Origin of the sequence: Pullulanibacillus pueri (genome assembly GCF_014639255.1) — a bacterium.
GTDB lineage: Bacteria > Bacillota > Bacilli > Bacillales > Sporolactobacillaceae > Pullulanibacillus > Pullulanibacillus pueri.
Genome location: NZ_BMFV01000031.1, coordinates 43,173 through 59,160, shown reverse-complemented (window position 1 = coordinate 59,160; position 15,988 = coordinate 43,173). Strand labels below are relative to the sequence as shown.

The window sequence follows — 15,988 nt, the reverse complement described above, 5'->3', positions numbered from 1 at the left end:
TTTTAAGTGGGGATAAAGAGTAGGAGCTTTACTCCTACCCCAACATTTGACTTAGAACCTTTTTTTCAGTGCCTAAGCAAGGACAGGTTGGTTTGTGGGGCTTTCCAACAAGTTTTTAGTTAAGGAAGTAAATAAATTTCGCTATGTGGTGGTTCGGTCAGTTTTGACTTTTGTAATCTGCCTTCAGAGACGAGTTCATGAAGAGTTTCCTCCACCTCTTTTGGGGTAACGCCAAAGAGATCTGCAATCTTTACTGTAGATAAAGCTGTATGTTTCGGTCTTTTCGTTGAGGAATGAATCATTGTTTCAATACGTTCAAAGAGTGTTTCTTTATCCATTTTCCAATCCCTTTCTTCTCTTCAGATGTAAAAATGAAGATGAGACAAACAAGATTTTAGAAATTCACTAGTATTATTCCCAAAAAAGGTAAAGCTAAATCTTTGAAGACAATAAATGAAAATGGATTAAAGTTTTGTTTCATTCTTACTATACACTTTAAATGTTTTGTTAAGACATGTAATGGGCAATCCTAATAGTTATCTGAAGCAGAGTAAAATCACAGTGAAAAGAGGTAGTGTGATGAAAAGTTCTTCATTTACAATCCAAATTAATGGAGAGGAGTATACGGCTGAGGCTGGACAAACAGTTTTAGAGGTGGCAAGAGCACACGATTCTTACATTCCGTCCATCTGTTATCATGCTAATCTTGGCACGATCCAAACCTGTGATACGTGTTTCGTCAATGTTAACGGTGAAATGATGAGAGCTTGTGCAACCAAAGCCGAGCCGGACATGAAGGTAGATACGCTGTCGGAACCGATTAAAGAGGCTCAATATGAAGCGATGTCGAGAATTCTAAAGAATCATGAGCTGTATTGCACAGTGTGTGATAACAATAATGGCAATTGTGTCGTACATAACACTGCAGAATATCTCGAAATTGAACACCAAAAATATCAATTTGAACCGAAGCCTTATCCGGCGGACAATTCACATCCTTTTTATCGCTATGAACCTGATCAATGTATTCTTTGTGGACGGTGTGTGGAGGCTTGCCAAGACCTTCAGGTTAATGAAACCTTGTCCATTGATTGGGATCGCGAAGCTCCCAGAGTCATTTGGGATAATGACGTGCCGATAGACGAATCATCTTGTGTGTCCTGTGGACATTGTGTCACTGTATGCCCCTGTAACGCTCTCATGGAGAAATCGATGTTAGGTGAAGCGGGTTACTTAACAGGTATTCCACAAAATGTTTTAGAACCAATGATTGATATTACAAAAGAGGTTGAACCCGGTTATAAAGAAATTTTTGCCATTTCTGAAATGGAAGCCTCGATGCGAAAAGAGCGTATAAAAAGGACGAAAACCGTCTGTACCTATTGCGGCGTCGGTTGCAGTTTTGAGGTATGGACGAAGGATCGAAAAATATTAAAGATTGAGCCACAGGAGGAAGCCCCTGTCAATGGCATCTCAACCTGTATTAAAGGAAAATTCGGATGGGATTTTGTTAACAGTGAAGAACGATTAACAAAACCATTAATTCGCCGTGGTGATGAATTTGTTGAAGCAAGCTGGGATGAAGCGCTCAGTTTGATTGCAAGTAAATTTAGAGCCATTAAAAAAGAGCATGGGGCGGATGCTTTAGGGTTTATTGCCTCTTCTAAATGTACAAATGAAGAAAACTTTTTATTTCAAAAGTTTGCGCGTGCTATTATTGGCACTAACAATGTCGATAACTGTGCAAGATATTGTCAATCCCCAGCAAGTTCAGCTTTAATGCGAACAGTAGGCATTGGTGGCGATTCTGGTACTATTCGCGATATCGAGCAATCTGATTTAGTGATCACAATTGGCGCCAATCCTGCAGAATCACATCCCGTGCTAGCGACTCGTGTGAAGCGCGCCCATAAACTTCACGGTCAAAAGCTCATGGTTGTTGATCTGAGAGAAAATGAACTTGCTGAGCGCGCCGATCTATTTGTTCATACGAAGCCAAGTACCGATATGATTTGGTTGAATGCACTCTCAAAGTATTTCCTTGATCAAGGATGGGAAGATAAAGCATTCCTTAACAATAGAGTCAATGGATTAGAGGAGTATAAAAAATCACTTGAAAAATTCACATTAGAATACGCTGAAGAACATACAGGCATTTCTAAAGAAGAATTGATTCAAATGGCGAATATGATTCATGAGGCTAAATCAGTTTGTATGCTTTGGGCGATGGGCATTACCCAACATATGGGTGGAACAGATTCCAGTACCGCGATCGCCAACTTACTGCTCATTACCGGTAACTTTGGACGCCCAGGGACAGGGGCTTATCCATTACGTGGACATAATAATGTACAAGGCGCTTGCGACTTCGGGACGATGCCGGGTTGGTTCCCGGGATACGAAGCTGTTGAGGATGACGAGGTTAGAGCACGTTATGAGAAGGCTTGGGATGTTCAATTGCCGAAAGATCCTGGTTATGACAATCATCAGATGGTTGAAGGAATCGAGAAGGGGGATCTAAAAGCTCTTTACTTATTTGGTGAAGAGATGGCGATTGTGGATTCGAATATTAATTATGTAGATAAAAACTTAGAAAACCTTGACTTTTTTGTTGTCCAAGATGTCTTTTTCAGTAAAACGGCTCAATTTGCAGATGTGATTTTACCGGCTTCACCAAGCCTAGAAAAGGAAGGCACCTTTACGAATACGGAAAGACGCATTCAAAGATTGTATCAAGTGTTTGAACCTATGGGTGATTCCAAACCTGATTGGCAGATTTTTCAGGAGCTCGCGAATAAAATGGGGGCACACTGGGATTATAAGCACCCAAGTGACATTATGGCTGAAGCCGCCAGCCTTGCGACCTATTTTGCTGGCGTGAGTTATGAGAAGCTGGAAGGCTTTAATAGTCAAGTATGGCCGGTGAAGAAAAACGGTGAAAGCACACCACTTTTATATCAAGATACATTTGCATTTCCAGATGGTAAAGCAAGGCTTATCCCGGTTGACTGGACTAAGCCTCATGACATTGGCGAAGAATTTGACTTCCATTTAAATAATGGTCGATTACTGGAACATTTTCATGAGGGGAATATGACAGGGAGATCAGAAGGTATCAATCACAAAGTGCATGAACCATGGGTGGAAATTTCTCTTGAACAGGCTCGTGATCGTGGAATAGAAGATGGGGCATTGGTTCGATTGACGTCACCATATGGAAAAATTAAGGTTCGGGCAGTCGTGACGGACCGTGTGCAAGGAAAAGAGTTATATCTCACCATGAATGCTCGTAAAGATAATGAAATGGTGAACCGTCTGACCAGTAGCTATTTTGATTACATCACCCATACCCCAAACTATAAAGAAGCAGGAGTTAAGATGGAAATTTTAGAAGATGAGGGGCCATCTCCTTTACCGGATAAAAACCATCGCTTTGGTCATCGCATCCCGCAAATTAGCGTAAGGGTTGAAGATAAATGGAAACGTGAGGATTTTACGCCGATTCCAGAGTTATTTAAATTAGGAGGAGATGAGTTTGGCGAAAGCTATCACGCAAATTAGAAGAGTTGATCCTACCCCAGAAGAGTTACAAGCTCAATCCATAAGTAAAATCCTTGGAGCCGTAGCAGAAAACGGGGAAGCGATTATGAAAGTCATGGATATCGTTTCTCAACTCGATCAAATGGGTGTATTAGATGCCTTAGACGCATTAGCAAAAAGGCGTGTCGATGTAGCAGAGATTATGATTCACCAAGTGAATCAACCTGCGATGCACAAAGTCATGAAAAATGGGATGAATATGTTCAAATTTCTTGGTTCACTCAATCCTGATCAAATCCAGATGTTAATGGATGGCATTGGTCATGGCGTTGATAAAGCAACAGCAACAGAGTCAAACGATAAGAAGACAAGCCTTTGGTCATTAGGGAAAGCCATGAAGAAACCAGAGGTGAAAGAGTCGCTGGCCATGTTGATCACGATTTTAGAAGGAATGGGTGAGTCTCTTCAACGCGAAAAGGGTCATGCCTAATGAGGAGGGCTTGGAAAAAATGGAAGAACGACAAGTGAAAATAAGTGATTTACAGTCAAAGGAAGATGTGGATAAAGTGGAACAGGCTTTAAAGGATGTCTGGGGCGTTCGAAATGCGGAAGTGAGTCTGGAAAGGCAAGAAGCTAAGTTCAGCTACAATGAAAACTCTGCCTCCTATGACGATTTTGTCCAAGCGTTAAAAGACTCAGGTTTCTCTATTCAAGAATAATCTGAGTAAAAATTAAGGGGTGGTGTAAAAATGAAGGTTTGTGAAGTCTGTGGTACACAACAAACAGAAGAGAATGATGAAGTTCTCAACAGACGGATATTATATGTGTGTGAAAACTGCAGGAATGATTTAAAACCTAGTGCTCCAGAACCTGATATAGAAGGATAAATAAAACTCCACTTGGTCCTTAATGGCGACCAAAGTGGAGTTTTTTATACTCGTGTGCATATCATTTTTGGTACCTCGTCATTTTTTAGTCTCTTACCGCTTTGATACCCATCCACTTGCACATAAGCTGTACAAAAATTTAGGTATGGATGAAGTCTGTGAATGGCGTGTTACTGATGGAGTAAGAGGCTACACGTGAGCAAAGGGGATTGCACACCGTTTTTTAAAAGACAGCTTTATTAAGGGGATGTATAAGTTATCCAGCGTTTATAGGAATGTAGACTAAGGTAATCCCCCCCACACTGGACAGAGGATCTTGCTTAGTTTTTCACCCCTTATAAGTGGCACCTTAGGCTTGACGACAAGCTAAGTTGCTCATTTGAAGGAGGGGGAAAACTGTAGGAAATTTGAATATAATGCGTTTAAGTGGAAACCGAATCCATAACCCATTAAACTAACAGGATAAAGGCAGGATAAATTGCAAGAAAATGACTAAGTGGAGGATCAATGATAATGAATGCATTTGATGCGTTGAGAAAAATCATAAAGATGGCAAAAGAGTTGGATAACATTGAGTTAAACGCCGAAATTCTTGAATTACAGAGTAGTTTAAACGATTTGATAGATGAGAATTTTAAACTTAAAGAAGAACTCAGAGCATTAAAGGGTCAAAAATATATACAGTTTCCTGAGCCACTTGCTCCGGTAAGAAGAAATGACAAGAAGGATGAAAAGCCTCAAGATTATCAAGAATTAGCTGCAAATGATTCAACAAATGATAGTGGATCTTTATTAGATTTTTAGTAAAAGGAATAGTCTCCTGGAAACGAGATATGTCGATAAGCATCTAAAGAGTTGATGAGCTGAATAAGCGGAGGACCCGATAAAACTAGGGAATTCTTGTTGATATTAAGATGAAATTTAAGCTTTAGTGATGAGTCATCTGGGCACCTAGACGAACCCCACCAAGAAGGGTGAGGCACATTAAGGAGAATAATCCCTCAGGGCTTGGACTACTCCCGCACATGAGGGGTTATTTTTAAGGTTTTTATTAGACTTTTTACATAGTATGGAGAGAACAACAATTTATTTATTTGTATTTTGCTCTTTATCATCCTGCGTTCTCATTTTCGTCCTGTAGATCACATCTTGGGCTAAAGATTGAAAAACTTCTCCGATATAAGTGTCTTCATCATAGACGGAGGCAGTTAAACTTTCTTCTGGTTTACCGAAAGGGATGCGAGCAATGACTTCTGTTTGTAATTTAAAAGCAAGTTTCTCAGCCCCACCTTTACCGAAGAGAAAGTTTTTTGAACCATCCTTCTCCCTATAATAGGCCATATTTTCAATAACGCCTAGAATATCGTGCTTGGTATGGCGCGCCATCGCGCCCGCTCTTGTGGCGACATGGGAAGCGACAGAATGAGGTGTCGTCACAATTAATTCCTTAGCTTGGGGAATAAGTGTAGCAATATCAATAGCAATATCACCTGTCCCGGGCGGCAGGTCAATCAATAAATAGTCCAGTTCTCCCCAAAACGTATTGACGATGAAGTTTTTGATCCATTTATTAAGCATGGGGCCACGCCATGTTATCGATTGATTCTCCGTAGCGAAAAGACCGATAGACATCACTTTAATCCCATGACTGTATACGGGGAGTGTCATGTGGTCAATTTGTATTGGTTTTTGCTGAATACCCATCATATTAGGAATGCTGTAACCATATAAATCAGCATCGAGGATACCAACTTTTAAGCCCATTCGTGCCATGGCTGTCGCAAGGTTAATAGTGACAGTTGATTTTCCTACACCGCCTTTACCACTTGTAATGGCAAGAAAGGTCACTCCCGATTCGGGCCTTAGAAGCTTAGGCAATCCACTCGGTGTGGTCATGGATGCTTTAAGTTGTTGGGTTAACGATTGGCGTTCTTCGCTAGACATCGCAGTAAAAGTCACTGATACATGAGGAACTCCTATAGATGAAAGAACACGTTTAATTTCTTTTTCAATTTTGTCTTTTGAAAGATCGTTGGGCATAGCCAATTTAATATTGAGTGAAACAGTTGTTTCATTCATTTGGATTGTGTTTATCATGTCTAACGCAATAATGTTCTTCTGAAAATCAGGATCTTTTACTGTTGATAATGCGTGGATCAACATCTCTTTGGAAATCATCACTCATCCTCCTTCACGAAATTACTCATGATTCATTATGGTCAACCACTTGAAGTTTCAGTCTGAATAATTTCATCCTATATAATAAGGAAGACATTATTTCATACCAAAAAGAAGTAGGCATAAGAGCCTACTTCTGTGGTTGATCATTCTCTTGAAGTTCCTTACCCATTCCTTTTAGGAAATGAAGTCCAAAACCGATGGCCCGATTGATGTCTGGGTCTTTTAATGTTTTCATAAGATCTCTCACTCGGACCCTTTTATCTTCTTGAACGAATTGGCTACCGGCATCGACACCGGCCATTGCACTTTTAATTAATGTTGTGATTTGGTTAGGATTGGCAGCCATCATCGCGCCTGTTGCTCCCATAAGCGTGTTTAATAAATGGGTGACCGGTTCTCTCGATACTTGTTCTAGAACGATCTTGGCGATTTTCTCTTTGGCTTGAAGGGCGCTATTTGCTGCCTCTAATACGCCTATTTCATGAAGTTCACCCACAATGTCAAGAATCTTATTCAAGGCGTCTTCGTTGTTGGCAAATTGCTTCTTTAATACTTCAAGCTTTTGCTCCATGACTTGTTCTTCGGTGAATGTCGGCTTATGAATGTGTGTAATCGGTTCTGCCATATGAAAACCATCCTCCTTATGATTACGTAGTTAAATGCACATATCCTGGTCGCTGCCATTTACGTTCAACCTCAACACCATTTTGCGGATGCCTTTTTTTATCTCGTGGATTGGTTTGAGGTAAAGGCTTTGTTCCTCTATCACTTAGGACTTCCATACGTACTTTGGTCTGCTTATATGCAGGGGTGTTTGTACGGCTATCGTAAATGGGGCCAGTTAGGAAGTTAATGGCAGACTCTTTATTCACTGAATTCATCGGTAAAAACAATTCGTTTTTTTGAACGCGATCTGTTATGAGTGCATTTAATTTAACTGCACCAAAGGGAGAGACGAGACGGACGAGCGCGCCGTCAGTTATTCCACGTTCTTTGGCAAGCTCAGGAGAGACTTCGACAAAAATGTCTGGAACCTTGGCTTGAATTCCCTTAGATTTATTCGTCATATTGCCTTCATGGAAGTGTTCGAGTATCCGACCATTATTAATGTGAAGATCAAATTCCTCTGCAAATGAGTAGGGTTCTACCCAATCGGAAAGCGCAAAGCGTGCCTTATTATCAGGGAAATTAAAGCCATCTTCATAAAGAAGGGGCGTGCTTTCTCCGTTAGGACTTCCCCAGAAAAAGCTGTTCCAGCCTTCGAGAGTTTCATAGTTTGCTTTTGCAAAAATAGGAGAGAGGCTAGCCATTTCAGCAAAAATCTCACTTGGATGTGTATAGTTCCAATTTGCCCCAAGACGATTGGCCACCTCTTGAATAATCCACCAATCGGGCTTCGAGTCTCCAAGAGTAGGTAAGGCCTGATATAATCTTTGCACGCGGCGTTCAGTATTCGTAAATGTTCCATCTTTTTCAAGAGAAGGCGCTGCAGGCAAGATAACATCGGCGTATTGAGCAGTTCTTGAAAAGAAAATGTCTTGGACAACAAAGAAATCGAGTGCAGACAACACTTTGTCGACATGGTTAGCATCCGCATCAACAAGAGCCATATCTTCACCGACGAGATACATTGCCTTCATTTTTCCTTCAGAGATGGATTGCAGCATTTCAATATTATTGAGACCAGGCTTTTTGTCAATGCTTACACCATAAGCAACCTCGAATTTTGCGCGAGCATTATCATCCTCTACATGTTGATAGCCAGGAAGCCAGCCAGGAAGAGTTCCCATGTCACAAGCCCCTTGGACATTATTGTGACCCCGAAGAGGGTAGGCACCAGCGCCTGGGCGACGGTAATTCCCTGTTGCGAGTAACAAATTGGAAATAGCAGCAGAGGTATCTGAACCACCGTTGTTTTGTGTTACACCCATACCCCAAAGCACACAGGTACCATCGGCATCCCGAATCATTTCAGCAATAGAGATGAGCGTTTCCTTTGAAATGCCTGTGATTTCTTCAGCATATTCAAGAGTATATTTTTCAAGCATGTCTTTATATTCAGAGAAGAAGTTGACATTGGCTTCAATGAAATGCTGGTCATGCCAGCCTTGCTGAATCATATAATGGGTGACAGCCATGAGCCACACTTGATCTGTCCCTTGCTTTGGACGGATAAAGATATCCGAACGCTCAGCCATTTCGTTTTTGCGAATATCGGAAACAATTAATTTTTGTCCGTGTAATTTATGGGCGCGTTTCACGCGTGTCGCTAAGACAGGGTGACCTTCCGCAGGGTTAGCCCCAACGATGATAACTAAGCCTGCTTTGGCAATGTCTTTAATTGTACCTGCATCTCCACCCATACCTACTGTCCGCATTAAACCATCGGTAGCGGGTGACTGACAGTACCGTGAACAATTATCAACATTATTGGTTTCAAAGACTTGTCGCGCTAACTTTTGAATGAGGTAGTTTTCCTCATTGGTGATTTTGGATGAAGAAATGAGACCAACTGAATCTTTACCGTAATGACTCTTAATTTCACCGAGTTTTTTTGCGACTAAGCTTAGTGCTTCTTCCCAACTTGATTCAACAAATTGGCCATTTTTACGAATTAACGGTTTGGTAAGGCGTTCCTCTGAATTGACGAAATCCCAACCGAATTTTCCTTTGACACATGTTGAGACCGCATTGACAGGGCCTTCGCTCGGCTGGATTTTAAGAATTTCTCGGTCCTTTGTCCATACCTCAAAAGAGCAACCCACTCCGCAAAAAGTACAGACGGTTTTTGTCTTTTTCGTACGTGTTTCTCGCATCGCTGCTTCAACCTCTGAAACGGCGAAAATGCCACTGTAGCCAGGCTCAACTTCTTTGACAAGATCAATCATGGGTTCTAACATATCAGGTTTTAAACCGGTCATAAAACCGGCATTGCCAAGCATTGACTTTTCCATTAAGGCATTACAAGGACAGACGGTGACGCATTGGCCACAACCGACACATGAAGATTCATTAATGGCAACGCCGTCATCCCAAATGACACGGGGGCGATCCGCTTCCCAGTCGATAGAGAGTGTTTCATTGACTTGGAGACTTTGACAAACTTCAACACACTGACCACAAGTAATACATTGATTGGGATCATAGCGATAGAATGGATGAGACATATCGACTTCACTGGAATCGACTTTGGGCGTATAGGGGTATTTTTGGTGTTCAATATTCATGAGCTCTGCAGTATTATGTAGTTTACAATTCCCGTTATTGTTATCGCAAACCGTACAGTATAAAGAGTGGTTTGCGAGCAGGCGATCCATCGCCTCTGTTTGGGATGCCTTAGCCTGTCTAGAGTCTAGTTTAATATCCATTCCGTCTTCGACTAGTGTTGAGCATGAACGTACAAGTTCGCTGTTCGCTTCGACGATACACGTGTCGCACGTTTGGATTGGATCAACAGATGGAAGATAACATATCTGCGGATGAGGAATATTGTTTTGATTAAGGACTTCGATGATTTTAGTGCCTGCACTTGCTTCATAGTCCACATCGTTTATTTTAATATGAACAATGGAATCATTCATAATGCAGCCTCCTTTTTCTTTTCTTGGAATATAAGAGAGCATAAAATTATGGTCATCAGAACGGTGTGGATTTTCGCTCCAGAGTGCTCGCTTTCCTTGGGCTCGGCCCCAGCTAACTTGGGAATGGTCTATTTTTTTCAAGTCTTTAGGCTACAAATCTCCTGTTCCTGTGTCTACTCATATTGCTTCGTAGTAAGCTTTCTTGGAACAAAACAACTCGAAGTGTATTCGTGAAGTCACGCTGGTTGCTGTTCCCGAAGGAGTCTCGCATCTTCCGCTCCAATCCATCTGGTACTGATGTGCACTTTGGTATTAAAACTTTTTCTGTACTTTATAAGGACTAGGCCCGCTTTACGCCCGGTTTTTCTAAAACACAAAAAAACCACCATGAACACAAGTGTCTAAAAAGAATTGTGTAGTCATGGTGGAATAGTTTAATAGCAGAACTTACTAATAGACCAATCCAAGCCAATTAAGTTAAAGTGTACTGAAGATAGAGCCATAACAATACAATATTATGGGTCCATCCCTCATACTTTGACTATTATAACGCTAACCACATAAAGTTACAATTTATATTTTAGACACTAAAAAATAAATGATTTGTAAAAATTTTTTTCTAGAGTAAAATGGGAAAAGTATTCTTTTTCAAGGAGTGTGCACTGTGTCAAAAGTTATTCATGAATTTAATGATATCATCCGGAAACTCCGTAAAGACTATTATGGAAAAGGTCCAGAGCGAATTCACACTGTTTTTGTAGAGAATATGGCTATATCAACATTGTATGGAAATTTAACGCCTACAGAACTGTTTATTTCAAAAACGGAAGAAGGAAAAGAAATGGTTCATTCAGCGCGTACAAAAATGATTCAGGATGTGTATTCTGAAAAACCCCCGGAGAAAATGGAAGCATTATTAGGGGCAAAACTGCTGCATTTATTCTCCGATATGAAGGTAGAAGAAGATATGGCCATTTCTGTATTTATCTTTGATCAAAATATTACGTAAGAGGGAATACGCGATGAAATCAAAAGTCATTCAAAGAGAAATTATCCGTTTTACAAAAGGTGAGAGCGTTTTTAAAGAAGACACTATTGTCACCGAAGTGCCAGTCACCGTTAAAATTAATGGTGAAGAATTTGTCACCATGGTTTGTACACCGGAGTATATCGAGGACATGGTTATTGGTTATTTAGCCTCAGAGGGTGTGATCAGAAAATACGAAGATATAAAAGACATATGGGTTCAGGAGGATGAGGGCTATGTTCATGTTCAAACGACGAATGTCAACCCTTACTATCAAAATTTCCAGAACAAACGGTATATCACCTCGTGCTGTGGAGCAAGTAGACAAGGTTTTGTTTTTGTAAATGACGCCTTAACAGCAAAGAAAATGGATGATATTCATATCCGATTAAAACCAGATGATTGTTTTCGCTTAATGAACGCATTGCAAAGCTCCGCACTGACCTTTCAACAGACCGGTGGTGTTCATAGTGCAGCTTTATGTGATATAAATGGCATGTTGCTCAGTAGAATGGATATCGGGCGCCATAATGCCCTCGACAAAATATATGGTTACTGTCTTAAAAATGATATATCCATCAAAGGAAAGATTATCGCCTTTAGTGGGCGGATATCCTCAGAGATTTTATTGAAGGTCGCGAAAATTGGGTGTGAAATGGTCCTGTCAAAATCGGCTCCTACGGCTCTTGCCTTAGAGCTAGCTGAAGGACTTGGGATTACGACAGTTGGATTTATTCGTAATGACTCTTTTAATATTTATACGAAGCCCGAACGAATCATTAATGTCACGGGAAAGTCTGAATAAGATAAAGGGAGAGGGGGAGGGAATCCATGAAAAATATCGTGGTAGACAAACTACAACGCCCATTACGAGACTTGCGATTATCTGTGACCGATCGGTGCAACTTTCGCTGTCGTTATTGTATGCCCGCCGAAATTTTTGGACCAGATTATCCTTTTTTGCCTGCTGATAAAATTCTCTCTTTTGCAGAGATGGAGAGATTAACAGCCATTTTTGTGGCACTAGGTGTAAAAAAGGTTAGGATTACCGGTGGTGAACCTTTACTCAGAAAGGATTTGCCAGATCTTATTGCACGGATCAATAAAATGGATGGCGTCGAAGACATTGCCATCACAACCAATGGCTCAATGCTAAAAACTCATGCACATGATTTATATCAAGCCGGATTAAAAAGAGTCACCGTCAGCCTTGACTCTTTAGATGAGGAACGCTTTAGACAACTCAACGGCAATAGGGGTAAGGTGAAACGGGTGTTAGAGGGCATTGAAGCTGCCGCTGCCGCAGGCTTAACAGTAAAAATTAATATGGTCGTTCAAAAAGGGAAGAATGAACAGGACATTTTGCCGATGGCGAAGTATTTCAAAGAAAAACACCATATTCTCCGTTTTATAGAATATATGGACGTGGGCAATTCAAATGGTTGGAAAATGGAAGAAGTGGTGACTAAAAAGGACATATTAGACACCATTCATGCCAACATGCCACTAAAACCAATCAATCCCAATTATGTCGGGGAAGTGGCTACAAGATATCAATATGTTGATGATGGGCAAGAGATTGGTATTATATCTTCGGTAACGGATTCTTTTTGTGCAAACTGTTCTCGAGCAAGAGTGTCCGCTGAAGGAAAACTCTATACATGTTTGTTTGCTGCCAACGGCTTTGATCTTAGAGCCTTATTACAATCAAGTGCTGATGATCAGGTAGTGAAACAAAAAATATATGAAGTATGGAATCATCGTGTGGATCGCTATTCTGATGATCGGGCCAATCACGCTACTCGAAAAAAATCAAAAGTTGAAATGTCTCATATTGGTGGGTAAGTGTTCCTAAGGGGAGCGTTTTATGTGCTTTCTCTTTGTAATTTAAGGTGTTTCTTAAAGAATAATTAGAGAGATTAGGCACAAGTATGCCTAATCCATTCAAAATAAGGGTCGATTATTTGATTTTTTCGTGGGTAAAGTCACCGCTTTTACCACCGGTTTTTCGGACTAGGAAGGTTTCAGCAATGATCATGGATTTATCAACGGCTTTACACATGTCATAAAAAGTGAGGGCAGCGATGGAAGCAGCGGTTAAAGCCTCCATTTCTACGCCTGTTTTTCCAGAACATTTTACTGTGGCTTGGATGATTAAATCATAGCCTTCGCCATTTTTTTCATAATGGAAAGTAAAATCAGTGCCCTGTAAAGCAATTGGGTGACACATAGGAATAATGTCGGAGGTTTTCTTGGCTCCAATAATACCAGCGATTTGGGCCACTTGAAGGGGATCGCCTTTTTTTATGTGTCCATTTTTGATGGCCTCATACAATTCATTTGAGATGGAAACTCTGCTTTGGGCGATAGCGGTCCGTTCTGTGACTTCTTTTTTGGAAATATCGACCATTTGTGGTCTTCCTTCTTCATTCCAGTGTGAAAATGTACTCATGTTAGGGCTCCTTTTTATTAGCTTTATTGATGACGCAGCCAGTCTTGCTTTGTATTAATATTAATAAAAACTTTCTCCTCTTTAGGGAAAGCGGGATTCAATACATTAATTCGGTCGAACAACATTCCTATTTTTCTTTCACCTTGCGCGATCAACTGCTGCATCTCTTTGAGCGCACGGCGATGATAAAGGGCAAATAAGGGTTGTCTTCTACCATCTTGTATCGGAACCACAGCTTCTATTCCATCATAGGATGTATAGGCAAGCATTTCGCTTACAAACTTAGGTGTAACAAAGGGAACGTCACTTGATAATACAAAGAACCATGCCGCCTTGGGTTCTTGTAACATCACATGGCAAAGGGCATATAATGGCCCCTGATAAGTGTGCTGTTCATGTTCGTATACATATTGGACATCTCTACGCTGAAACAAGCACTTGAGCTCATGATTGGTTGCAATGATGAGCGGGGATAGGCCGTTGGCTTTTAGGGCATCCAAACTGTGCTCATAAAAATATTTACCTTGATAGATTTCAAACATTTTCGGTTTTCCATATCGTGATGATTTTCCACCGGCGAGGACGACACCAGCGATGGTCATTTTCGGTGCAATTCCTCTACGAAGTGATGCATCGTGGGTATGATTAGTTTTTGCATCGCTAGTTTGACAGCATTAGTAGAACCCGGAAGTGCATAAAGGGAGGTATCTTGACAACATCCGGCAATCGCCCGACTAAACATCGCTCGTGCACCGATGTCATCAAAGCTTAACGAACGGAATAATTCACCGAATCCGTACATTTCTTTATCTAGTAATGCTGAAACAGCTTCGTATGTCACATCTCTCGGTGAAAAACCGGTACCGCCATTTATAATAATCACTTGGATGGATGTTGCTTCACACCAAGATTGGATGGTGGAGGTAATGTCCTGAAAATCATCTTTCACAATTTTGTAATCGACAATCTCATGGTGATGGTCTTGTAATAGATGAATGATTTCTTTGCCACTTTTATCGGTTTCAATTGTTCGTGTATCACTGACGGTTAAAACAGCGGTGGCGATTGGAAAGTTTAGATGTGTTTGATGCACGTGTAATACAACTCCTTGTGAAGCAATGGATTAAGAGGACCCCTGCTCCCTTTCATTCTAATATATTATGACACGGATTATACATAAAGTCATTTTGTTCAATACTGTTCAATAATAAAAGTTTTGTAAAAGAGGACTTACTCACGGATATAATGAGTGAGGCTTTTATAAGGGATGTTAAGGCCCGCGAAAGGAAGAAAAAGTATGAAGGATCGCTATTCACGCCAGCGTCTTTTTAATAAAATTGGCGAACATGGTCAAAAGCAGATTGGAAGAAAGCATGTATTGGTCGTCGGTGCTGGGGCTTTGGGGAGTGCTTCGGCAGAGGCTCTTGTTCGTGCTGGCGTAGGGAAATTAACGCTTATTGATAGAGACTATGTGGAGTGGAGTAACTTGCAGCGTCAGCAGCTCTATAGTGAGCGAGATGCAGAAGAGCAAACGCCAAAAGCCATGGCTGCCAAAAGACGCTTGGAACAGATCAATTCAGATGTACATCTCCAAGCATGGGTTGCGGATGCGACGATGGATCTTCTAGAGCCCTTGTTCCCAGAACTTGATGTTGTTATTGATGCCACCGATAACTTTGATATTCGGTTTATTTTGAATGATCTTTCTCAAAAATACCGCGTGCCGTGGATTTATGGTTCTTGCGTAGGGAGTTACGGCGCTTCTTTTACAATTCTCCCTGGACAAACCCCTTGTCTCAACTGTTTACTGAAACAAATACCAATAGGGGGAGCAACTTGTGACACCGTAGGGATTATTAGTCCCGCTGTACAAGTAGTGGCTAGTCATCAAATTGCAGAAGCGATGAAAATTCTTGTGGGAGATGAGGCGGCTCTTCGAAATAGCTATTTATCCTTTGATTTATGGAATAACCAATATAACAGCTTTAAAGTGGATAGAATGAAAGATAATGAATGCCCATCATGTGGCTTAGCACCTACCTATCCTTATTTATCCTATGAAAATCAAACAAAAATGGAAGTGTTATGTGGTAGGGATACAGTGCAAATTAGACCGGCAAGCCTCAAACAATATGATTTTAAGCAGCTTGAGTCACAGCTTCAGCAACATGGGAAAGTTAAAAGGAACCCTTATTTATTGTCTTGTCAATTGGAAAATGATTACCGTCTCGTTGTTTTTAAGGATGGGAGATCCTTTATTCATGGGACGAAAAATATCCAAGAGGCCAAGAGCATTTACTATCGTTTGCTTGGATAAAAG

15 protein-coding genes are annotated in these 15,988 nt (G+C 40.9%); 8 read left to right on the top strand and 7 right to left on the bottom strand.

Annotation, left to right across the window (positions count from 1 at the left end; translation table 11 throughout):
• Window positions 1-119: 119 nt before the first annotated feature.
• Entirely contained in the window at window positions 120-338 is a 219-nt protein-coding gene (locus IEV91_RS16685; protein ID WP_188498566.1) for a helix-turn-helix domain-containing protein, read from the bottom strand.
• A 241-nt stretch (window positions 339-579) separates the two neighbouring features.
• On the opposite strand from IEV91_RS16685, the gene fdhF (IEV91_RS16680) reads away from it, so the two are divergent.
• From fdhF (IEV91_RS16680) to IEV91_RS16665, 4 genes are all read left to right on the top strand, one after another.
• The gene (gene fdhF / locus IEV91_RS16680) at window positions 580-3,561 is read left to right on the top strand and encodes a formate dehydrogenase subunit alpha (protein WP_188498565.1); all 2,982 of its coding nucleotides are present in this window, start codon (window positions 580-582) and stop codon (window positions 3,559-3,561) included.
• Window positions 3,536-4,030: a helical membrane plugin domain-containing protein gene (locus IEV91_RS16675; protein WP_188498564.1), complete on the top strand. Its 495-nt coding sequence runs from the start codon at window positions 3,536-3,538 to the stop codon at window positions 4,028-4,030. The genes fdhF (IEV91_RS16680) and IEV91_RS16675 overlap by 26 nt, the downstream gene beginning before the upstream one ends.
• A gap of 19 nt (window positions 4,031-4,049) precedes the next feature.
• Window positions 4,050-4,259, top strand: a complete 210-nt coding sequence (locus IEV91_RS16670; RefSeq protein WP_188498563.1) for a heavy-metal-associated domain-containing protein — start codon at window positions 4,050-4,052, stop codon at window positions 4,257-4,259.
• 681 nt (window positions 4,260-4,940) lie between these two features.
• Entirely contained in the window at window positions 4,941-5,231 is a 291-nt protein-coding gene (locus IEV91_RS16665) for a hypothetical protein (RefSeq protein WP_188498562.1), read from the top strand.
• Window positions 5,232-5,513: 282 nt separating this feature from the next.
• On the opposite strand, the gene IEV91_RS16660 is transcribed toward IEV91_RS16665, so the two are convergent.
• The 3 genes from IEV91_RS16660 to fdhF (IEV91_RS16650) all read right to left on the bottom strand — a co-directional run bounded on the left by IEV91_RS16660 (window position 5,514) and on the right by fdhF (IEV91_RS16650) (window position 10,189).
• A complete protein-coding gene (locus tag IEV91_RS16660; RefSeq protein ID WP_188498561.1) occupies window positions 5,514-6,605 on the bottom strand; it encodes a P-loop NTPase in 1,092 nt (363 codons plus the stop codon).
• Window positions 6,606-6,735: 130 nt separating this feature from the next.
• Window positions 6,736-7,233 (bottom strand): helical membrane plugin domain-containing protein, encoded by a 498-nt coding sequence (locus IEV91_RS16655; RefSeq protein WP_188498560.1) that lies wholly within the window; start codon window positions 7,231-7,233, stop codon window positions 6,736-6,738.
• A 22-nt stretch (window positions 7,234-7,255) separates the two neighbouring features.
• A complete protein-coding gene (fdhF, locus tag IEV91_RS16650; RefSeq protein ID WP_239541044.1) occupies window positions 7,256-10,189 on the bottom strand; it encodes a formate dehydrogenase subunit alpha in 2,934 nt (977 codons plus the stop codon).
• A 664-nt stretch (window positions 10,190-10,853) separates the two neighbouring features.
• Here fdhF (IEV91_RS16650) and IEV91_RS16645 point away from each other — a divergent pair.
• The 3 genes from IEV91_RS16645 to moaA are packed head-to-tail and all read left to right on the top strand — an operon-like array spanning window position 10,854 to window position 13,061.
• A complete protein-coding gene (locus IEV91_RS16645; RefSeq protein WP_188498559.1) occupies window positions 10,854-11,198 on the top strand; it encodes a Na-translocating system protein MpsC family protein in 345 nt (114 codons plus the stop codon).
• 13 nt (window positions 11,199-11,211) lie between these two features.
• Complete coding sequence (gene fdhD / locus IEV91_RS16640; protein ID WP_188498558.1) at window positions 11,212-12,021, top strand: formate dehydrogenase accessory sulfurtransferase FdhD; 810 nt, start codon at window positions 11,212-11,214, stop codon at window positions 12,019-12,021.
• 26 nt (window positions 12,022-12,047) lie between these two features.
• Window positions 12,048-13,061 (top strand): GTP 3',8-cyclase MoaA, encoded by a 1,014-nt coding sequence (gene moaA, locus IEV91_RS16635; RefSeq protein ID WP_188498557.1) that lies wholly within the window; start codon window positions 12,048-12,050, stop codon window positions 13,059-13,061.
• A gap of 115 nt (window positions 13,062-13,176) precedes the next feature.
• On the opposite strand, the gene moaC is transcribed toward moaA, so the two are convergent.
• Genes moaC through IEV91_RS16620 form a run of 3 tightly spaced genes read right to left on the bottom strand, consistent with a single transcriptional unit; the run spans window position 13,177 to window position 14,761 of the window.
• Window positions 13,177-13,668, bottom strand: coding sequence for a cyclic pyranopterin monophosphate synthase MoaC (gene moaC / locus IEV91_RS16630; RefSeq protein WP_188498556.1), 492 nt, complete (start codon window positions 13,666-13,668; stop codon window positions 13,177-13,179).
• 23 nt (window positions 13,669-13,691) lie between these two features.
• A complete protein-coding gene (mobA, locus tag IEV91_RS16625) occupies window positions 13,692-14,270 on the bottom strand; it encodes a molybdenum cofactor guanylyltransferase (protein WP_188498555.1) in 579 nt (192 codons plus the stop codon).
• Complete coding sequence (locus IEV91_RS16620; RefSeq protein WP_188498554.1) at window positions 14,267-14,761, bottom strand: MogA/MoaB family molybdenum cofactor biosynthesis protein; 495 nt, start codon at window positions 14,759-14,761, stop codon at window positions 14,267-14,269. The genes mobA and IEV91_RS16620 overlap by 4 nt, the downstream gene beginning before the upstream one ends.
• 204 nt (window positions 14,762-14,965) lie before the next feature.
• On the opposite strand from IEV91_RS16620, the gene IEV91_RS16615 reads away from it, so the two are divergent.
• Window positions 14,966-15,985, top strand: coding sequence for a MoeB/ThiF family adenylyltransferase (locus tag IEV91_RS16615; protein WP_188498553.1), 1,020 nt, complete (start codon window positions 14,966-14,968; stop codon window positions 15,983-15,985).
• The last annotated feature ends 3 nt before the right edge of the window (window positions 15,986-15,988 follow it).